Source organism: Methylobacterium sp. 190mf (assembly GCF_900107945.1).
Lineage (GTDB): Bacteria > Pseudomonadota > Alphaproteobacteria > Rhizobiales > Beijerinckiaceae > Methylobacterium.
In genome coordinates this window covers 88381-108480 of the sequence record NZ_FNVI01000007.1, presented here as the reverse complement: position 1 = coordinate 108480, position 20100 = coordinate 88381, and the positions used below count along the sequence as shown (strand labels likewise).

17 protein-coding genes are annotated in these 20100 nt (G+C 71.6%); 8 read left to right on the top strand and 9 right to left on the bottom strand.

Going from position 1 to position 20100, the window contains the following annotated elements; genetic code table 11:
• Positions 1–4 precede the first annotated feature (4 nt).
• The 3 genes from C4T42_RS10245 (at position 5) to C4T42_RS10235 (ending at position 2602) form a co-directional block, all read left to right on the top strand.
• On the top strand, positions 5–1315 hold the full coding sequence (locus C4T42_RS10245; protein WP_020092249.1) for a lipoprotein-releasing ABC transporter permease subunit: 1311 nt from the start codon (positions 5–7) through the stop codon (positions 1313–1315).
• A gap of 13 nt (positions 1316–1328) precedes the next feature.
• Positions 1329–2042: an ABC transporter ATP-binding protein gene (locus tag C4T42_RS10240; protein ID WP_020092250.1), complete on the top strand. Its 714-nt coding sequence runs from the start codon at positions 1329–1331 to the stop codon at positions 2040–2042.
• Between the two features lie 299 nt (positions 2043–2341).
• The gene (locus C4T42_RS10235) at positions 2342–2602 is read left to right on the top strand and encodes a hypothetical protein (RefSeq protein WP_020092251.1); all 261 of its coding nucleotides are present in this window, start codon (positions 2342–2344) and stop codon (positions 2600–2602) included.
• A gap of 174 nt (positions 2603–2776) precedes the next feature.
• Here the strand turns inward: C4T42_RS10235 and C4T42_RS10230 are convergent, their stop codons facing one another.
• Entirely contained in the window at positions 2777–4144 is a 1368-nt protein-coding gene (locus C4T42_RS10230; protein WP_234082876.1) for a glycosyltransferase, read from the bottom strand.
• A gap of 440 nt (positions 4145–4584) precedes the next feature.
• Here C4T42_RS10230 and dnaE point away from each other — a divergent pair, with 440 nt between their 5' ends.
• Positions 4585–8115 carry a DNA polymerase III subunit alpha gene (gene dnaE, locus C4T42_RS10225; protein ID WP_103985078.1) on the top strand — a complete coding sequence of 1177 codons (3531 nt, stop codon included), beginning with the start codon at positions 4585–4587 and terminating at the stop codon, positions 8113–8115.
• 193 nt (positions 8116–8308) lie between these two features.
• On the opposite strand, the gene C4T42_RS10220 is transcribed toward dnaE, so the two are convergent.
• Positions 8309–8983, bottom strand: coding sequence for a L,D-transpeptidase (locus C4T42_RS10220; protein ID WP_020092256.1), 675 nt, complete (start codon positions 8981–8983; stop codon positions 8309–8311).
• Positions 8984–9084: 101 nt separating this feature from the next.
• Between C4T42_RS10220 and C4T42_RS10215 the strand changes: the two genes are divergently transcribed.
• Positions 9085–9996, top strand: coding sequence for a LysR family transcriptional regulator (locus C4T42_RS10215; protein ID WP_020092257.1), 912 nt, complete (start codon positions 9085–9087; stop codon positions 9994–9996).
• 64 nt (positions 9997–10060) lie between these two features.
• Here C4T42_RS10215 and C4T42_RS10210 read toward each other — a convergent pair whose 3' ends face one another.
• Positions 10061–10684 carry a hypothetical protein gene (locus C4T42_RS10210; protein WP_020092258.1) on the bottom strand — a complete coding sequence of 208 codons (624 nt, stop codon included), beginning with the start codon at positions 10682–10684 and terminating at the stop codon, positions 10061–10063.
• A 175-nt stretch (positions 10685–10859) separates the two neighbouring features.
• Here C4T42_RS10210 and C4T42_RS31915 point away from each other — a divergent pair, with 175 nt between their 5' ends.
• The gene (locus C4T42_RS31915; protein ID WP_020092259.1) at positions 10860–11003 is read left to right on the top strand and encodes a hypothetical protein; all 144 of its coding nucleotides are present in this window, start codon (positions 10860–10862) and stop codon (positions 11001–11003) included.
• Between the two features lie 69 nt (positions 11004–11072).
• Here the strand turns inward: C4T42_RS31915 and C4T42_RS10205 are convergent, their stop codons facing one another.
• Together C4T42_RS10205 and C4T42_RS10200 are read right to left on the bottom strand one after the other, a co-directional pair.
• Positions 11073–11768 carry a gamma-glutamylcyclotransferase gene (locus tag C4T42_RS10205; RefSeq protein WP_020092260.1) on the bottom strand — a complete coding sequence of 232 codons (696 nt, stop codon included), beginning with the start codon at positions 11766–11768 and terminating at the stop codon, positions 11073–11075.
• Between the two features lie 20 nt (positions 11769–11788).
• Positions 11789–12211, bottom strand: coding sequence for a hypothetical protein (locus C4T42_RS10200; RefSeq protein WP_103985077.1), 423 nt, complete (start codon positions 12209–12211; stop codon positions 11789–11791).
• Positions 12212–12347: 136 nt separating this feature from the next.
• Here C4T42_RS10200 and recO point away from each other — a divergent pair, with 136 nt between their 5' ends.
• Both recO and parC read left to right on the top strand, forming a co-directional pair.
• Positions 12348–13067, top strand: a complete 720-nt coding sequence (gene recO / locus C4T42_RS10195; protein WP_020092262.1) for a DNA repair protein RecO — start codon at positions 12348–12350, stop codon at positions 13065–13067.
• Between the two features lie 175 nt (positions 13068–13242).
• A complete protein-coding gene (gene parC, locus C4T42_RS10190) occupies positions 13243–15489 on the top strand; it encodes a DNA topoisomerase IV subunit A (RefSeq protein ID WP_020092263.1) in 2247 nt (748 codons plus the stop codon).
• A 286-nt stretch (positions 15490–15775) separates the two neighbouring features.
• Here parC and C4T42_RS10185 read toward each other — a convergent pair whose 3' ends face one another.
• From C4T42_RS10185 to gltX, 4 genes are all read right to left on the bottom strand, one after another.
• Complete coding sequence (locus C4T42_RS10185; RefSeq protein ID WP_020092265.1) at positions 15776–16024, bottom strand: hypothetical protein; 249 nt, start codon at positions 16022–16024, stop codon at positions 15776–15778.
• A 73-nt stretch (positions 16025–16097) separates the two neighbouring features.
• Positions 16098–16979, bottom strand: coding sequence for an AlkA N-terminal domain-containing protein (locus C4T42_RS10180; RefSeq protein ID WP_020092266.1), 882 nt, complete (start codon positions 16977–16979; stop codon positions 16098–16100).
• 68 nt (positions 16980–17047) lie between these two features.
• The gene (gltA, locus tag C4T42_RS10175) at positions 17048–18337 is read right to left on the bottom strand and encodes a citrate synthase (protein ID WP_020092267.1); all 1290 of its coding nucleotides are present in this window, start codon (positions 18335–18337) and stop codon (positions 17048–17050) included.
• Between the two features lie 300 nt (positions 18338–18637).
• Positions 18638–20065, bottom strand: coding sequence for a glutamate--tRNA ligase (gltX, locus tag C4T42_RS10170; protein ID WP_020092268.1), 1428 nt, complete (start codon positions 20063–20065; stop codon positions 18638–18640).
• Positions 20066–20100: the final 35 nt, after the last annotated feature.

Here is a 20100-nt window from a genome sequence, read left to right as displayed (position 1 = left end):
GCCGATGGCCGCCTCAGCGAAGCTGGACCGGGTTCGGACCTTCGCGGCCTCGTTCGCGGCCTCGTTCCGCCAGGGCACCGCGCCCTTCGCGCCGTTCGAGTGGATCCTCGCCGGCCGCTACCTGCGCGCCCGGCGCCGGGGCGGCGGCGTCTCGGTGGTGGCGTTCTTCTCGGTGCTCGGCATCGCGCTCGGCGTCGCCACGCTGATCATCGTCCTGTCAGTGATGAACGGCTTCCGCGCGGAACTGCTGTCGAAGATCGTCGGCATCAACGGCCACCTGTTCGCGACGCCCATCGACCGGCCGTTCAACGACTGGACCGACCTGTCGGACCGGCTGTCGAAGGTGGCGGGCGTGCGCGCCGCGGTGCCGCTGGTCGAGGGCCAGGCCTTCGCCTCGTCGCAGTACGGCGGATCCGGCGTCATCATCCGCGGCGTGCGGGCGGCCGACCTCGACGCGCTGGCGGCCGTGTCCTCGGCGATCCGCGGCGGCACCCTCGAAGGTTTCGACGACGGCACCGGCGTGCTGATCGGGCGGCGGCTCGCCGACACGCTGGGCCTGCAGGCCGGCGACACGATCACGCTGGTCACGCCCAAGGGCTCGTCGACGCCCTTCGGGACGGCGCCGCGCACCAAGAGCTACACGGTCAAGGCGGTGTTCGAGGTCGGCATGACCGAGTTCGACCAGACCTTCGTGTTCATGCCGCTGGTCGAGGCCCAGGCGTTCTTCAACAAGGACGGCGACGTGAGCATGATCGAGATCTATGTCGACGATCCCGACCATGTCGGCGACATGCGCGAGCCCCTGGAGATGGCGGCCGAGCGCCCGATCCTGCTCACCGACTGGCGCCAGCGCAACCGGACCTTCTTCGGGGCCCTGGAGGTCGAGCGGAACGTCATGTTCCTGATCCTCAGCCTGATCGTCGTGGTGGCGACCCTCAACATCGTCTCCGGCCTGATCCTGCTGGTGCGCGACAAGTCGAGCGACATCGCGATCCTGCGCACCATGGGGGCGACGCCGGGCACGATCATGCGGGTGTTCCTGATCAACGGCGCGCTGATCGGCGTCGTCGGGACGCTCAGCGGGCTCGGCCTCGGCATCCTGATCACCCTCAACATCAAGCCGATCCAGCACGTGCTGTTTCCGGGCGCCTGGGACCCCACGGTGCGGTTCCTCGCCGAGATCCCGGCGCAGATGAACCCGAAGGAGATCACCGCCGTAGTGATCACCTCCCTGCTGCTGTCGCTCGCGGCGACGCTGTATCCCTCTTGGCGCGCCGCCCGGCTCGATCCGGTGCAGGCCCTCCGCTACGGCTGACGGGCCGCATCCGATGAGCGATTCGAGCCAGACCGCCGGCGACCAGCCGGTGCCGGCGCTGTTCTTCTCCCGCGTCGAGCGGCGCTACGCCCAGGCCGAGGGTGCCCTCGAGATCCTGCGCGGGGCCGACCTCGCGATCTGGCCGGGGGAGTTGGTCGCGCTGGTGGCGCCGTCGGGAGCCGGCAAGTCGACCCTGCTGCACCTCGCCGGCCTCTTGGAGCGGCCGGACGGGGGCGAGATCTATATCGGCGGTCAGCCCACGGCCGCGATGGCGGATTCCGAGCGCACGCGCCTGCGGCGCGAGGAGATGGGTTTCGTCTACCAGTTCCACCACCTCCTGCCGGAGTTCTCGGCGCTGGAGAACGTGGTGATGCCCCAGCTCATCCGCGGCCTGAAGGCCCCGGAGGCGAAGGCCCGCGCCACGGAACTCCTGAGCTTCCTCGGCCTCAAGGAGCGCCTGCCGCACCGTCCGGCGGAGCTGTCGGGAGGCGAGCAGCAGCGCGTCGCCATCGCCCGGGCGGTGGCCAACGGACCGCGGCTGCTGCTCGCCGACGAGCCGACCGGCAACCTCGATCCCGGGACGGCGGGCCACGTCTTCTCGATCCTGATGGCCCTGGTCCGCGCCTCGGGGCTCGCCGCCCTGGTCGCGACCCACAACCTGGAATTGGCCGCCCGCATGGATCGGCGGGTCACCATCCGGGACGGGCTGATCACGCAGCTCGACTGAGCGGGCCACCCGCTGAGCAGATCTCCCGTGTGCCGGCGCAGATATGGCACGCGCGGCGGCGCGCCCCTTGCACGCCGCGCCCCGGCAGCCTCGATCAACCACAGGGCGCATCGCTCCCGGCCCGCGACGCCAGCCGGACCGCAGACCTCCGAGCCCCGCAAGTGCACGCGCTCTTTAATCCGTTGCGCCGCGTGCGACGCGTCACGTCGCGGAAGACACCGGGCCCCTATCTTGTGATCACGCAAGACAAAACAGAGCCGAACAACCGGTCTGTACTGCGTTATCTCTGGAGCCTGACCATGAAGACCCGTATCGCCGCAGCCGTCACCGCACTTGTCCTTGGCGTTGCCCCGATCTCGTCCGCTCTGGCGGCGAACGGCGCCCGCTGGACGGGCCTCGCTCCCTACGAGGTCGAGACCACGGGCTCGCTCGGACTGGGGGTCCACGACAATCCCAACTACGTCGGCTGCCCGCTGAGCTCGGCCGCCGAGGGCAACGCCGACCAGCAGACCCGGCCGGTGAAGCAGTACGGCCAGACCTCCGGCGGCTACCGCTGCTGAGCCGACGCGAGGACGGATGAAGCTCAAGGCTCTCTCCTACGTCATGATCGGCGCCTTCGTGAGCGGCCTGCTCATGACGTTCGTCGGTTCGGCCACCGCGCTGCTCGGGCAGTAATCGAAAGGGCGCCGCTTCCGTCGGAGGGGGCGCCCCCCCGCGTTCGGGCAGCCGGCGGGTCAGGACGCGCGGGACGGGCCGGGACCGGACTCGGCGGCCGTCAGCCGCTCGACGTAGTCGCAGGCGTCGAGGACGGCGTCGCGGCCGTCCGCCATCCGCGCCCGGGCCGCCGCGCAGGCCCGCGTCACCGCGGGGTCGGCGAGCAGCCGGCCGAGGACCCGCGCCGCCCGCGCGGGCCGGAAGGCGCGGCGGCTCAGGGTGGCGCCGAGATCCCGATCCTTCAGCCGCCGCCCCTCGTCGAAATGGTCGAAGGCCACGGGCACCACCAGCTGCGGGACGCCCGCGGCCAGCGCCTGCGCCACCGTGCCGACGCCGCCGTGGTGGACCAGCGCCGCGCTGCGCGGCAGCAGGGCGCTCAGGGGGGCGTAGGGCAGGTGGATGATCCCGGCCGGCAGCGGCTTCGGGATCTGCCCCCCCTGCGGGGCGAGCAGGACGCCGCGCCGGCCCATGCGCCGGCACAGCCGCACCGCAGTGTCGAAGAAGCCGGCGCCCTGGCGCATGGCCGAGCCGTAGGTGAACACGATCGGCGGGTCGCCCGCCTCGAGGAACGCTTCCAGCTCCGGCGGCATGGACGCCACGTCGCCGAACCGGTCGACCAGCGGGAAGCCGAGCTGCACCGCCTGGCCCGGCCAGTCGGCCTGGGGCTCCGCGTACCAGTCGGGGAACATCAGGAGCATGCCGGTCGGGCTGTTCCACCAGTGCCGCAGCCGGTAGACCGGATCGAGGCCGAGACGCGCCCGCAGGGCGTTCAGCGGCGGGAGGGTGAACGGGCCGACCGCCACCTTGTCGACGCCGAGATTCACGTAGGCTCGCAGGGCGGCCGGCAGGACGCGCGGCAGCGGCAGGCCCGGCAGGCGCGGCGGATCGTACCGGCTCTCGATCAGGAACGGCATGACGTGCAGCGTCGCGGTCGGCAGATCGTAGAGGTCCTGCGCGAGCCGCGCCCCCCAGCCCAGCGGCGAGGCGACCACCCGCAGGTCGATCCCCCGGGCGCGGGTCGCGCCGAGCCACAGGCAGGCCGGCTCGGCCACCCGCAGGGCGTAGTCGAACATCGGGCGGAACCCCTGCTGCGGGTGCCACAGATCCGGCTGGCGGATCACCGCCTCGTAATCGGCGACCGTGCCCAGGGGCTGGAAGGCGAGGCCGGCCCGGCGGGCCATCGCCTCGAACGGGGCCGGGGCCGCCAGCGAGACGCCGTGGCCGCGCTTCAGGAGCTCGTGCCCCAGCGCGATGAACGGAAGCACATCGCCGTGTGTGCCGACGGCCACGAGGGCGACGTCGAACCGTTCGACCGTCCGGTGCTCGGGAATGGCTTGCTCCTTCGAACTCCCCAGCCGGTGACGAGCTCGTCTTGAAGGCGGGGGCATGCCAGCCCGCCCGATCCGCATCAAGACACTTTTTACCCTGTCGAAGAAACGGGGCCGCCCTGTGACCCGCAGACCCTTTCCATAGAACAAAACATGAACATACTAGGGCCGGAACACAGGAGGCAGGTCGATGCTGAAGCGGGTGATCCTGACCGGAATGGTCGAGTTCATGGCGTTCGGGATGCTGTTCGCGGCGGTGGGCGCCTGGGCGATAGCCTTGGCACCGGTTCGTTAGCCGGATTTTTCCGAAGACTGCCCGGTTCCGTCCGCGGACGGGTTATGCACAGGCGATCGCCCCGTAGGCGCCGATTGTCCACAGGGCTGGGCCGAACTGGTGCTTCCGGGGCACGACCGGTGGATATCGTCCGCCGGCGGCGCGGCGCACGTCGACTTGAGGCCGGCGAGCGGGGATGCTGCCCGACCCCGGAACAAGGTCGGCCATGCCACGCCAGCTCAAGGAGGTCGGATTCGTCCACCTCCACGTCCACTCGTCCTATTCCCTGCTCGAAGGGGCGCTGAAGGTCGGCTCCCTGATCAAGGCGGCGGTCGCCGACAGGCAGCCGGCCCTGGCCCTGACCGACACCAACAACCTGTTCGGCGCGCTGGAATTCTCCGAGAAGGCGGCCGGGGAGGGCGTCCAGCCGATCGCCGGCGTGCAGCTCTCGGTGGCGTTCGAGGCCGCGGACCCGCACCAGCGTCAGGCGCCGACCAGCCACGGCATCGTGCTCCTCGCCCAGGACGAGACCGGCTACGCCAATCTGCTGCGGCTGGCGAGCCGCGCCTATTTCGACACGGCCCTCGGCGAGGCGCCGCGCCTCGATGCCGGAGCGCTCGCGGGCGCCTCCGAGGGGCTGATCGCGCTCACCGGCGGGATGGCGGGCCCCCTCGACGCGGCCTTCCGGGCGGGCCGGCCGGAGCTCGCCCTCAACCGCCTGAAGCGCCTGAAGGAGACGTTCGGCGAGGACCGGCTCTACGTGGAGATCCAGCGCCACGGCCAGTCCGAGGAGGCGCGGATCGAGACCGCGCTCCTCGACCTCGCCGGTCGCCACGGCCTCGGGATCGTGGCGACGAACGAGCCCTACTTCGCCAAGCCCGACGACTACGACGCCCACGACGCGCTGCTCGCCATCGCGGAGGGCCGCCTCGTCTCGGACGAGCGCCGCCGCCGCCTGACACCGAGCCACGCCTTCAAGACCCGGGCCGAGATGGCCGAGCTGTTCCGCGACCTGCCGGACGCGCTCCAGGCGACGGTCGAGATCGCCATGCGCTGCGCCGTCCGTGCGCGGACCCGCAAGCCGATCCTGCCGAATTTCGGCGCCGTGGCGGCCGGCGAGACGCCGCCCATGGCGGAGGCCCTGGCGGAGGCCCTGGCGGAGGCGTCCGACGCGGGCGCGCGGGCGGTCTCGGCCGACGAGCCGACCGAGCTGCGCCGGCAGGCCGAGGCCGGGCTGGAGTTGCGCCTGAAGCAGCACGGCACGGCGCCGGGCTTCTCCGAGGAGGATTACCGCAAGCGCCTCGAGTTCGAGCTCGACGTCATCGTCAAGATGAAGTTCCCGGGCTACTTCCTGATCGTCTCCGACTTCATCAAGTGGGCCAAGGACCACGACATCCCGGTCGGTCCGGGCCGCGGCTCGGGCGCCGGCTCGCTGGTGGCGTGGTCGCTGCTCATCACCGACCTCGACCCGCTCCGGTTCGGCCTGCTGTTCGAGCGCTTCCTCAACCCCGAGCGCGTCTCGATGCCGGATTTCGACATCGACTTCTGCGTCGAGGGCCGGGAGCGGGTGATCCGCTACGTGCAGCAGCGCTACGGCGAGGGGCAGGTCGGGCAGATCATCACCTTCGGCACGCTGCTCGCCCGCGGCGTGCTGCGCGACGTCGGCCGCGTCCTGGAGATGCCCTACGGGCAGGTCGACAAGCTGACCAAGCTCGTGCCGCAGAACCCCGCCAACCCGGTGACGCTCGCCCAGGCCATCGAGGGCGAGCCCAAGCTCCAGCAGGCCATGGAGGAGGAGCCGATCGTCGGCCGCCTCATCGACATCTCCAAGAAGCTCGAGGGCCTGCACCGGCACGCCTCGACCCACGCCGCCGGCGTGGTGATCGGCGATCGGCCGCTCGAGGAGCTGGTCCCGCTCTACCGGGACCCGAAGACCGGCATGCGGGTCACCCAGTTCAACATGAAGTGGGTCGAGCAGGCGGGGCTGGTGAAGTTCGACTTCCTGGGCCTCAAGACCCTGACGATGCTGCGGTGCTGCACCGATCTGCTGAAGCAGCGCGGCATCGACATCGACCTCGCCTCGCTGCCGCTCGACGACCCGAACACCTACGGGCCGATGGGCCGGGGCGAGACGGTCGGCGTGTTCCAGGTGGAATCGGCCGGCATGCGCAAGGCGCTCTGCGAGATGCAGGCCGACCGGCTGGAGGACATCATCGCCCTGGTGGCGCTCTACCGGCCGGGCCCGATGGCCAACATCCCGGTCTACTGCGAGCGCAAGCTCGGCCGCGACGCCGGCAACGAGGCGTCCTGGTACCCGGATCCGAAGCTGGAGCCGATGCTGAAGGAGACCTTCGGCATCATCGTCTACCAGGAACAGGTGATGGAGATCGCCAAGGTGCTCGCCGGCTACTCGCTCGGCGAGGCCGACATGCTCCGGCGCGCCATGGGCAAGAAGATCCGCGCCGAGATGGACGCGCAGCGCGACCGGTTCCTCAAGGGCTGCACCGAGCGCGGGCTGACCAAGGCCAAGGCCAACGAGATCTTCGACCTGCTCGCCAAGTTCGCCGATTACGGCTTCAACAAGAGCCACGCGGCGGCCTACGCGCTGCTGACCTACCAGACCGCCTACCTGAAGGCGAACTTCCCGGTCGAGTTCCTGGCGGCCGCCATGACCCTCGACATCGACAACACCGACAAGCTGGCCGAATTCCGCCAGGACGCGCAGCGCCTGAAGATCACGGTCGAGCCGCCCTCGATCAACACCTCCGGCGAGGTCTTCGCGGTGCGCAACGGCAAGATCTTCTATGCGCTGGCCGCCATCAAGGGCGTCGGCCGCGAGGCGGTGCGGGCGCTGGTGGAGGCCCGCGGCGACCGGCCGTTCAAGGATCTCGCCTGCCTCGCCCGCCGGCTGAACCCGCGGATGATCAACAAGCGCACCCTGGAGAGCCTCGTCCAGGCCGGGGCGCTCGACTGCATCGAGCCCGACCGCGCGCGCGCCTTCGCGGCGGTGGAGCCGATGATGAAGCTCGCCGCCAGCGCGGCGGAGGCGGAATCGGCCGGCGTCACCGACATGTTCGGCGGCGTGGTGGCGGACGACGTGTCCCTGCGGATCCCGCCGCACGAGATCTGGCCGATGGCCGACACGCTCAAGCGCGAGTACGCGGCGATCGGCTTCTTCATCTCGGGCCATCCGCTCGACGAGTACGGCGACCTCTTGGACAAGCTGCGGGTGCAGAGCTGGACGGATTTCTGCCGCGCCGTGCGGGCCGGGACGTCGAGCGTCGGCCGCGTGGCGGCCTCGGTGCTCGACCGGGCGGAGCGGCGGACCAAGACCGGCAACAAGATGGGCATCGTCACCCTGTCGGACCGGACCGCGCATTTCGAGGCGATCATCTTCTCCGAGGGGCTCGGCCAGTACCGCGACATCCTGGAACCGGGCCGACCGCTGGTTCTGCAGCTCCAGGCGAACCTGGAGGGCGAGGACGTGCGCGCCCGCATCCTCACCGCGGAACCCCTCGACCAAGCGGTCGCCCGCCACCAGAAGGGCATCCGCATCCATCTGAGCGACCCGCGCGGCGTCGCGCCCGTGCAGCAGCGCCTGTCGATGCGGGGCGAGAGCGAGGTCTCGCTGATCCTCAAGCTCGACGGCGGCGAGCGCGAGGTGGAGATCCGGCTGCCGGGCAAGTTCCAGGCGAGCCCGGCGCTCGCCGGCCAGCTCCGGACCGTGCCCGGGGTGGTGCAGGTGGAGGTGAGCTGAGGGGCGGCTGATACCAAGCGCGTGTGGGTTCGGTTGGCCCGCGCCGTCTTCGCGAGCGGAGCGAAGCGATCCAGGGACGCGCCACGCTCGATGAGGGCGCGCGACACGGGGTTGCTTCGCTCCGCTCGCAAGGACGGGTGGGCTTTTGTGAGTTCTGTCGCCGGGAATTGTAGGTGCGTGCCCGTCGAGGCCCTCAGCTCGCCGCCGTCCCGCTGGCTGCCAGCACCACCGCCCGGCTCCCCACCGGCACGCGGGCGTACAGGTCGATGATGTCCTGGTTCAGGAACCGGACGCAGCCCGACGACACCATCGTGCCGATGGTCTGCGGCTCCGTGGTGCCGTGCAGGCGGTAGAGCGTGTCGCCTCCGTCCCGATAGAGGTAGAGCGCCCGCGGACCGAGCGGATTGCCGGCCCCGCCGGGCAGGCCGCCGGCATAGGGCCCGTAGCGCTCGGGCTCCCGCTTGATCATGGCCTGGGTCGGCGTCCAGCGCGGCCATTCGGCCTTGCGGGCGATGACGGCCGCGCCTCGGAAGTTGAACGCCTCATCGCGACCGACGCCCACGCCGTAGCGGATGGCGCGCCCGCCCTCGCGCACGAGGTAGGCGTAGCGCGCCGAAGGATCGACCACGATCGTGCCCGGCGGCTCGGCCGTGGCGTAGGCCACCTCCCGGCGCAGGAAGCGCGGGTCTATCGCGGACAGGTCCACCGCCGGCACGGGGAAGGGCTCGCCGTCGAGCGCGGCGTAGAGGGCCGTGTAGGCCGGGTCGACGGGCGGGCGCAGCGCGGCGACGGGGCGCGGCTCGCGGGTGACGCAGCCGGCGACGAGCAGGGGCGTGCCGGCGAGCAGGCTGCGGCGGGTCGGAAACATCGATGCTGCGCTCCAAGGTCTGGCGACGACGCACAGAACCGCCACGCGGCCGCCCCGTCCATCGGCTATGGGGTGATCGCACCCATAACCGGATGGCATCCATGGATCTGACGCTGGCCCTGCGCGCGTTCCTCCGGACCGTCGAGCGCGGCTCGATGACCGCGGCCGCGCGCGACCTCGCGGTGTCGCAGCCGGCGATCAGCAAGCATCTGCGCAATCTGGAGGCCCAGGTCGGCGCGCGGCTCCTCGAACGGTCCGCGCGGCTGGTGCGTCCGACCCAGCAGGGCCAGCGGCTCTACGCGGCCTGTCAGCCCGCGCTCGCCACGATCGACGCCGCCCTGGAAGATGCCCGCACCGAGGCTGGCCGCATCGAAGGCCGGCTGCGGCTGCACGCGCCCGCCTGCATCGGGGCGGCCCATCTGCACCGGATCGTGGCGGCGTTCCAGGCCGAGAATCCGCGGGTCACGGTCGATCTCGTGCTGGACAACCGGCTGATCGACCTCGTCTACGAGGATTACGACCTCGCGCTCCGCTACGGCCGGCCCCACGGGCAGGACGTCGTGACGCGGCGGCTCGGCTGGGTGCGCCGCATCCTGGTCGCCGCCCCGGCATACTTGGCGCGGGCCGGCGGCATCGACGCGCCCGGGCAGATCGCCGACCGGGCCCTCGTGACGACCACGTCGGCCCTGGACGACCGGAACACGCTCGTACTCCAGCACGGGCGCGAGACGCTGAGCCTCGCCGTCCGCCCGGCCCTGCGGACCAACAGCGCGGAGGTGCTGTTGGCCGAACTGCGCGCGGGACGGTACATGGGCCCGGTCCAGCACCTGCTGGTCGCCGAGGACTTGGCGGCCGGCCACCTCGTCCGCGTCCTGCCCGCGTACGAGGTGCGGTCGACGGACGCCTATCTGGTCTACCCTTCGGTCCGCCACATGCGCCCGGTCGTCCGCGCATTCACCGATTTCGCCGTGCCGCGCATCCGCGCCATCGAGGGGATCAGCCACGCCGGTTGACCAGCTCCGGTGCGCTGCGGCCGCGACGAACGGGCCGGGGTGGCCGACCGCCGCGATCGCGACCCTAGAACGGCGCCGCGAGGCAGCCGCTCAGGGCGCCCTTCAGCGCGGCGGCGTCGGCCTCCGCCACCGTGAACGTGGCCGTCAGGGTCGGGTCCTCGCCGCGCGGGCTCGCCTGCGTCCAGGTCAGCTTCGTCCCGGGCTGGACGAGGGCCAGGGCGACCCCGCGCAGCGGATCCTCGCCGCGGCGCGCGCCCGCCACCGTCAGCGTGAAGCCCGCATCGGCCCCGGTCGCGGCGCCGCGGACCGGCATGCGCACGGAGCGCACGCTGCCGGCGCTGGAGACCAGGAGGCCGGTCAGGGGCTTCTCGCTGTCGGCCCCTTCGAGGCCCGCGAAATCGAAGCGCGGCGCCAGTTCGGCGAAGCGCGGCACGGTCAGCGCCGCCGACAGGCCGGTGCCGCCCGGATCGCAGGCGACGTGCAGGGTCGCCGGCCGCTGGTCCGCCGCGAGGGTCGCGGTGCCGCTCAAGTCCGCGCTGCCGCCGGGCGCCCGGGCGCTGCCGGCGAGCAGGGGGGTCCGGCCGGTCAGGATGTCGGACAGGCTGTCGCCGCGGCTCAGCGGCCCGGCAAGCAGAGCAACGGCGGCGATGACGACCACCGCCAGGGCCACGCCGATCCGGAGCCGCATCCCATCCTCCGCCTGTGGACATCACGGGCCGGCGGCATAGACGATCGCGGCCGCATCGCAACCCTCCGTTCACCACGTCCGCAGGGAATCGTCCGCCGGCGCGCCCGCGTGCACTGCAGCAACTCGGTAAAAACCGATCGTTCCTATGCACCGACGCTCAACCTTGAGCGTCGCCATGCGCACGAAGATCCTGCTCGTCCTCACCCTCCTCGTCTACGTCACCACCGGCCGCGCCCCCGGCATCCGGGAGCCGCGCAATCCGGACGCGGAGCACGGCGGCGGGCGCCTCGTGGTCGCGACCAAGCGGGCCTGGATCTGAACCGCTGCCCGGTCGACGCGACCGTCCTCGCGAGCACGGCTGCACCGACGCGCTCGACAGGAGACGGTCTCACCCCCCGGGCGCGCAGGCCCTGAGGCGCGCGGCCACGAGGGCCTGGAGGCTCCAGAGGTGGCGGTCGCGGATGCCGAGGCGCTCGCAGGCCTCCACGGTCCGGAACAGGTACTCGGCGCTCGGCCCTTTGTGGCCGCAGGCCGCGGCGATCTTCTCGGCGATCTCGGAATCCGAGAGGCGTCCGGCGTAGCGGTCGCTGGCGCGGTTCGCCAGGAAGGTCAGGGCCGGGACGGTCCCGGCCTCGGTGGCGACCGGCAGCCAGCGGGCGACGTAGCCGCGGCCGCGCATCTCGCGGCGCCAGACCGGCATCAGCGCCTCGCGGATCTCCATGCCGGGCAGGCGGAAGGCCACGCCCCGGCACAGGCCGCCGCGGTCCAGCGCCAGGACGAAGCCCGGCCGTTCCGGCGTGCCGCGGAACCGCCGCTGGAGCAGGCAGAAGCGGCGGTGGAAGCCGCGCACCGTCCCGATCCGGCGCTCGGCCACCGGGAATTCCGGGTTCCACATCAGCGAGCCGTAGGCGAAGACCCAGAGGTCGCTGCCCTCGCGCCCGGCGACGATCGCGTCGAGCCCCGGGCGCAACTCGGCGTCCGACAGAACCTCGAGCGCGCTCGGGTCGTCGGGGATCGGGACGGAATGGGCGCGGGCGATCAGGTCGAGGCTGAGGTCGAGGGTGCGGACGGACGCGGCGGGCATAGGCCCTCAACGCCCGGGCCTCACGGCTTGTTGCCCAGCGCGTCGAGTTCGGGGAAGGGCCGGGTGCGGTGTCCGGTGCAGACCTCGTCGTCGTCGAGCACCGTGAGCCGGTCGTTGTCGTAGCGCAGCGCCACCCTCGGGCGCTCGGGCTTGCCGAAGGTCCGGCCGTACATCCGGCCCGACACGCAGTAGATCACCCGGCCGCCCTCGGCGATCGGCCCGGCGATCCGGCTGCCCGCGAACCGCACCGGCAGCAGCGAGACCGCGCCGAAATCGACCTGCCTCAGCGCCAGGGCGGCGATCCGCCGGAGGAGGGCCGGGGAGGGGTCGGCCTCGGCGGCGGGCTCGGCGGCGGGCTTCGGTGCGCGCGGCGCGGCCTGCGCGCCGGCGGCGAGGAGGACCAGCAGGGCGGCGAGGGCGGCGAGGGCGGCGCGGAGCGGCATCGGTCATCGCTATCCGGCCAAGGTTGCCCGAGGCTGGGACCGCGCGGGGCAGCGCCGGCGGCCGCGGCCCCCTATATGAGAGACAGGCGCGGAGCGCGCCTCTCACCCGATCCCTCACACGAAGACGCGACGTTCGATGCAGTGGACCGACGACGCCCTGGTGCTCGGCCTGCGCCGGCACGGGGAGACCGGCGTCATCCTCGAGGCCATGACCGAGGCCCACGGGCGCCATCTCGGCCTCGTGCACGGTGGGCGCTCGCGCCGGATGCAGCCCGTGCTGCAGGCCGGGAACCGGGTCCGCGTGACGTGGCGGGCGCGCCTCGACGAGGGTCTCGGCGCCTACGCGGTCGAGCCCCTGGACTCGCAGGTCTCGCGGCTGATCGGGTCGAGCCTCGCCCTCTACGGCATGAACCACATGGCCGCGCTTCTGCGGCTCCTCCCCGAGCGCGACCCGCATCCGGCGCTCTACGCGGCGGCGGGGATCCTGGTCGAGCACCTCGACGACCCCGCCATCGCCCCGCCCCTGATGGTGCGGTTCGAGCTGGCGATCCTGTCGGAACTCGGCTTCGGCCTCGACCTCACCGCCTGCGCGGCCACCGGCGGCAACGACGCCCTGGCCTACGTGTCGCCGAAGAGCGGCCGGGCGGTCAGCGCCTCGGCGGGCGAGCCCTACCGGGACCGCCTGCTGGCGCTCCCGACCTTCCTGCACGCGGGCGGATCCCCGGGTCCCGACGGCGTTGCCCAAGGGTTTACCTTGACGGGGTACTTCCTCGACCGGCACGTCTGGGGCCCCCGCGGCCTCGGGCCGCCCGAGGAGCGGGCGCGATTCGTTGCGCTCGGCCGCGAGGCCGGGTAATGTTCGTGTTCTGTTCTTAATGCCCCGTCGTCGTTCCGGGTGCCGAAGGCGCGCCCGGAATCCAGAACCACCGTCCGCGCGCACGCGCGGGACGTCGGCGGCTCTGGATTCCGGGTCCCGCTGCGCGGCCCCGGAATGACGGCGCGCGGTGAAGACGTTGTAGTGAGGAGCCGTCATGGGCCAGCCCTTCGAGCCGCCGTCCGGCGACGGGATCGAGAGCGTCGAGCTGAAATCCGCGCTGGAGGAGCGCTACCTCGCCTACGCGCTCTCCACGATCATGCACCGGGCCCTTCCGGATGCCCGCGACGGGTTGAAGCCCGTGCATCGGCGCATCCTGTACGGGATGCGGCTGCTGCGCCTCGACCCGACCACCGCGCACAAGAAGTGCGCCAAGATCGTCGGCGACGTGATGGGCGACTTCCATCCCCACGGCGACCAGGCGATCTACGACGCCCTGGTGCGGCTCAGCCAGGACTTCGCCCAGCGCTACCCCCTGGTCGACGGCCAGGGCAATTTCGGCAACATCGACGGCGACGGTCCCGCGGCCTACCGCTACACCGAGGCGCGGCTCACCGAGGTCGCGCGCCTCCTGCTGGACGGGATCGACGAGGACACGGTCGACTTCCGCCCGTCCTACAACGGCGAGAAGGAGGAGCCGATCGTCCTGCCGGCGGCCTTCCCGAACCTGCTCGCCAACGGCAGCCAGGGCATCGCGGTCGGCATGGCGACCTCGATCCCGCCGCACAACGCCGCCGAGCTATGCGACGCGGCGCTCTACCTGATCAACCATCCCGAGGCGACCTCGGGGCAGCTCGCCAAGTTCGTCCAGGGGCCGGACTTCCCGACCGGCGGCATCCTCGTCGACTCGGCCGAGTCGATCGCCGAGGCCTACCGGACCGGGCGGGGCGCCTTCCGGGTCCGCGCCCGCTGGGCCAAGGAGGATCTCGGCCGCGGCACCTGGAACATCGTCGTCACCGAGATTCCCTACGGCATCCCGAAGGGCCGGCTGATCGAGAAGATGGCCGAGCTGCTGCAGGAGAAGAAGCTGCCGCTGCTGGCTGACGTGCGCGACGAGTCGGCCGAGGACGTGCGCGTGGTGCTGGAGCCGCGCTCGCGCACGGTCGACCCGGTGATCCTGATGGAATCGCTGTTCCGGCTCACGGAACTCGAGACCCGCATCCCGCTCAACCTCAACGTCCTGGTCGGCGGCCTCGTGCCGAAGGTGATCGGGCTCGCCGAGTGCCTGCGCGAGTGGGTCGACCACCGCCGCGTGGTCCTGCAGCGCCGCTCGCGCTACCGCCTCGGCCAGATCGACCGGCGCCTCGAGATCCTGGGCGGCCTGCTCATTGTCTACCTCGACCTCGACGAGGTGATCCGGATCATCCGCGAGGAGGACGAGCCGAAGGCCGCCCTCATGGCCCGGTTCGAGCTGACCGAGCTCCAGGCCAACGCGATCCTCGACACCCGGCTGCGCTCCCTGCGCAAGCTGGAGGAGATGGAGCTGAAGCGCGAGTTCGAGGCGCTGACCGCCGAGAAGGCCGAGATCGACGCCCTGCTCGCCTCCGAGCCGGCGCAGTGGAAGGCGATCCAGGCGCAGATCCGCGCGGTGAAGAAGACCTTCGGGCCCGAGACCAAGCTCGGCAAGCGCCGCACGACGCTGGCGAGCCCGCCGGATGTCGGCGGCATCGACTTCACGGCGGCCCTGGTCGAGCGCGAGCCGATCACCGTGATCGTCTCGACCAAGGGCTGGATCCGGGCGCTCAAGGGCCACGTCGCCGATCTCTCGGGCGTCGCGTTCAAGGGCGACGACACCCTGAAGATCGCCTTCCCGACCGAGACGACCCAGAAGATCCTGCTGCTCGCCACCAACGGCAAGGTGTTCACGCTCGAGGCCTCGAAGCTGCCGGGCGGCCGCGGCTTCGGCGACCCGGTCCGGCTGATGGCCGACCTCGACGACGGCACCGAGATCGTGGCGGCGCTGCCGTACCGGCCGGAGACCAAGCTGCTGATCGCCGGCTCGGACGGACGCGGCTTCGTGGCGCCCGCCGACGCGCTCGTGGCCAACACCCGCAAGGGCAAGAGCGTGCTCGGCCTCGACGGCGACGCCACGGCCGCCGTGCTGGTGCCGGCCGACGGCGATCACGTGGCGGTGGTGAACACCGAGAAGCTGCTGCTGGTCTTCCCGGTCTCCGAGGTGGCGGAGCTCGCCCGCGGCAAGGGGGTCCGGCTGCAGCGCTGCCGCAGCGGGACGCTGCTCGACGCGCACGTGTTCAAGCTCGCCGACGGCCTGCCCTGGCAGGACGGCTCGGCCGAGGGCCGGCTCGCGAACGCGTCGGTGCTGGAGAAGTGGCTCGGCCACCGCGCCGAGGTCGGGCTGATGATGGCGCGCAGCTTCCCGAAATTCGAGCGGTTCGGACGGTGAGGAGCCGCGGAGGGTGAAGGATTCCCGACCCACCACCTCATCCTGAGATGCCGGAGAGGAGTCGCCTCGGGGGGAGACCTCCGGTCAGCCGCGCAATCCCTGGAGCCCGCCTTCGAGGCGGCTCCGCCGCCCCTCGAGATGCGGGCGCGATTGGGAGTGTCTGGAACGGTTCCCGCGGTGCGGAGGGCCAGTCCTCAATGCGCCCGCTGGGCGAGCCAGAGCGCACCGAAGGCTAGCACGCCGCCGCCGATCGGAACCGCGAGCAGGAGAAGAAGCTGAGCTGTCGTCATGGGCGAAGGTTCCGCAATGCGCGCCTCACAGCCCAATGTATGGCGCCACTCATGATCCAGCAAACCACCATGGCGATGAGCACGGGCGCGAAGTGCGGACGATCCGACAGGGCAGTCGAGATGAACGGCGCGAAACCGCCGACGGCGAAGATCGCGACCGCGAGGCCGTTGGCGTAGGTGGCCGTGAACTTGATCCGCTCGTTCGCAACAAGCGTGTCGCGCGCTTCGCTGTCCGCTTCCGACATCGAACCTGAGCCCCCCGGCCGGCCGCAAGCTTAGCCGATATCGGCGATGCGGAACATGAACCTCTCGGTCGCCTCATCGCCCCGTCGCGGACGCTTCGTCCGCCGCCCAGAGGTGCTGCGCCGCGTAGGCCCGGAACGGGCGCCACGCCTCGGCCCGCGCCAGCAGCTCCGCAGGACTGGGACGCCCGGTGGCCCCCTCCAGCGCCCGCAGCAGCCCGACATCGCCCACCGGCAGGGCGTCCGGCAGCTTGAGCGCCCGCATGGCGATGTACTGCGCCGTCCAGGGACCGATCCCGCGGATCGCCGTGAAGCGCAGCACCGCGGCCTCGAGCGACTCCGCCGGGGCGAACAGGTCCGGATCGGCCAGCGCCGCCGCGGCCAGCGCCCGGATCGCCGCGCCGCGGGCCCGCGGCATGTTGAGCGCCAGGGCGACGTCCGCCTCGACCAGATCGGTCGGCGCGGGAAACACGTGGGTCAGACCGCCTGCCGGCTCCGCCAGCGGCGTCCCGAACGCCGCCACCAGCCTGCCCGCGAGCCCGATCGCGGCCGCCACCGAGACCTGCTGGCCGAGGATCGCCCGGCAGCCGGTCTCGAACGGGTCCCAGGCCCCCGGCAGGCGCAGACCCGGCCGCGCCGCGACGAGCGGGGCCAGGACGGGGTCCCCGCCGAGGCAGGCCGCGACGGCGGCCGGATCGGCGTCGCAGTCGAACAGGCGGCGCAGGCGTCCCGCGACGGCCTCTTCGTGCCCGGCCTCGACGCCGCGCAGCGCGACGTGCAGGCAATCCGCGCCCGGTGCCACCGTCAGGAGCCCGTGCCGCCCCGCGACGCTGATCGTGCGCGCGTAGGAAGCCGCGGGATCCGTCGTCTCGACGCCCGGGATCGCCCGCTTGGCGAGGAACGCGCGGATCGCCGGCCAGTCGTAGGGCGGCCGGACGGGCAGGCGGCGTTCGATCACCTCCGCGAACGCGAAGGGCGGCCTCTCGGCCGCCCCGCTCGACGCTTCCCGGGGCAGGTGGTCCCGCCTCAGCCGCGCTGGTCCACGGCCACGTAGTCGCGCTGGGCCGGACCGACGTAGAGCTGGCGCGGACGGCCGATCTTCTGCGACGGGTCCTCGATCATCTCGGCCCACTGGGCGATCCAGCCGACGGTGCGGGCCACCGCGAACAGCACGGTGAACATGTCGGTGGGGAAGCCCATCGCCTTGAGGGTGATGCCCGAGTAGAAGTCGATGTTCGGGTAGAGCTTCTTCTCGATGAAGTACTCGTCCTTGAGCGCGATCTGCTCCAGCTCCATGGCGACGTGGAGCAGCGGGTCGTCGGTCTTGCCGAGCTCCTTGAGCACCTGGTGCGTGGTGTTCTGCATGATCCGCGCGCGCGGGTCGTAGTTCTTGTAGACGCGGTGGCCGAAGCCCATCAGGCGGAACGGGTCGTTCTTGTCCTTGGCCTTGGCGACGTACTTGCTGACATTCTCGGGGGTGCCGATCTCCATCAGCATCTTGAGGGCCGCCTCGTTGGCGCCGCCATGGGCCGGGCCCCACAGGCAGGCGATGCCGGCCGCGATGCAGGCGAAGGGATTGGCGCCCGAGGAGCCGGCGAGCCGCACCGTCGAGGTCGAGGCGTTCTGCTCGTGGTCGGCGTGCAGGATGAAGATCTTGTCGAGCGCCCGGGCGAAGACCGGGTTCACCTCGTACTCCTCGCACGGCACCGCGTAGCACATGCGCAGGAAGTTCGACGTGTAGTCGAGATCGTTCTTCGGGTACACGAACGGCTGGCCGATCGAGTACTTGTAGGCCATCGCGGCGAGCGTCGGCATCTTGGCGATCATGCGGATCGACGCGATCAGCCGCTGGCTCTCGTCCGTGATGTCGGTGGAATCGTGGTAGAAGGCCGAGAGGGCGCCCACCGAGGCGACCATGACGGCCATCGGGTGCGCGTCGCGGCGGAAGCCGGTGAAGAACCGGTTCATCTGGTCGTGCACCATGGTGTGGCGCGTGACCCGGTACTCGAAATCGGCCCGCTGGGCGGCGGTCGGCAGGGCGCCGAACAGCATCAGGTAGCAGGTCTCGAGGAAGTCGCCCTTCTCGGCGAGCTGCTCGATCGGGTAGCCGCGGTAGAGCAGCACGCCCTCGTCACCGTCGATGTAGGTGATCTTCGACTCGCACGAGGCCGTCGAGGTGAAGCCCGGGTCGAAGGTGAAGGCGCCGGTCTGGGCGTAGAGCTTGCCGATATCGATCACGTCCGGCCCGATCGTGCCGGTTTTCACCGGCAGTTCGATCGACTTGCCGTCCACGGTGATGGTGCTGGGTGCGCTCATGGATCGTGGACCCTTCTCTGGCGACGTGGCGGATGCCGGCCTCGGGCTGCCCGAGTCGGTCCCGGGGGCCTGAGCACACGCATTATGCTGCGGGTGCTCACAGCCATGGGTTACCCAAACGGCAGTGCAGCAGCAACGGGGTCGGTGACAACCCGCCCCCGTCGCCAAGCGAATTCCGCCAACCGATTTCCACCCAACGCAATCCGGGTCGGGGCCGGCAGTTCCCTGTCCGCTCCCGGTCCGCGCGCGGCGGTCCCAGCGCCGCCTCGTCCCCGCCTCGTCCCTGCCCTCAGCCCGGCCTCAGCCCTGCGGCGCCTGATCCCCGAGGCGCGCCAGGGTTTCCTCCCGGCCGAGCACCGCCATCACGTCGAACAGGGGCGGGGAGGTGGTGCGGCCGGTGAGCGCCGCGCGCAGGGGCTGGGCCACCTGCCCGAGCTTGCAGCCGGCCGATTCCGCGTACTGCCGCACCGCGCCCTCGGTGGAGGTCGCGCTCCAGTCGGGCACAGCCTCGAGCACCGGCCGCACCCCGGCGAGGCGGCCGCACCCCTCGTCGGAGAGCAGGGCGCGGGCCTTGTCGTCGAGCGCCAGGGGCCGCTGGGCGTAGAGGTAGTAGGCGCTGTCGAGGAGCTCGATCAGCGTCTTGGCCCGCTCCTTCAGGCCCGGCATGGCCTGGACGAGCTTGTCCCTGAGGTCGGGCCGCAGCGGCGCCGACAAGCCGCGCTCCGGCCCGACGTTGGGCAGGATGGTCTCGATCGCCGCGACGAGGTCGGAATCGGCGCTGGTGCGGATGTAGAGGCCGTTGAGGTTGGCGAGCTTGGCGAAGTCGAACCGCGCCGCGGAGCGTCCGACCGCGCCGAGGTCGAAGGCCGCGACCATCTCGTCGGTGGAGAAGACCTCCTGGTCGCCGTGGCTCCAGCCGAGCCGCACGAGGTAGTTGCGCAGGGCCGCCGGCAGGTAGCCGAGATCGCGGTAGGCCTCGACGCCGAGCGCGCCGTGGCGCTTCGAGAGCTTGGCCCCGTCCGCTCCGTGGATCAGCGGGATATGCGCCATCCTCGGGATGTCCCATCCGAGGGCCGAGAAGATCTGGCTCTGGCGCGCCGCGTTGGTGAGGTGGTCGTCGCCGCGGATGATCTGCGTGACGCCCATGTCGTGGTCGTCGACCACGACGGCGAGCATGTAGGTCGGCGTCCCGTCCGAGCGCAGCAGGACGAGGTCGTCGAGGTCCTTGTTGGCCCAGGTCACGCGGCCCTGGACGGCGTCCTCGACCACGGTCTCGCCCTCGGTCGGCGCGCGCAGGCGGATCACCGGCTTGACCCCGGCGGGGGCCTCGGACGGGTCGCGGTCGCGCCAGCGGCCGTCGTAGCGCGGAGCGCGCCCCTCCGCGCGGGCGGTCTCGCGCATCTGCGTGAGCTCCTCGGCGGTGGCGTAGCAGTGATAGGCGCGGCCCGCGGCCAGCAGCTCCTCGGCGACCGCGCGGTGGCGCTCGGCGCGGGCGAACTGGAAGACCACGTCGCCGTCCCAGTCGAGGCCGAGCCAGGAGAGGCCGTCGAGGATCGCGTCGATCGCCCCCTTGGTGGAGCGCTCGCGGTCGGTGTCCTCGATGCGCAGCAGCATCGTGCCGCCGGTGTGGCGGGCGTAGAGCCAGTTGAACAAGGCCGTGCGGGCCCCGCCGATATGCAGGTAACCCGTGGGCGAGGGGGCGAAGCGCGTGACGACGGCTGAGGACATCGGTCCGGTATGTTCCGGGGCTGGTCGCGGACGGG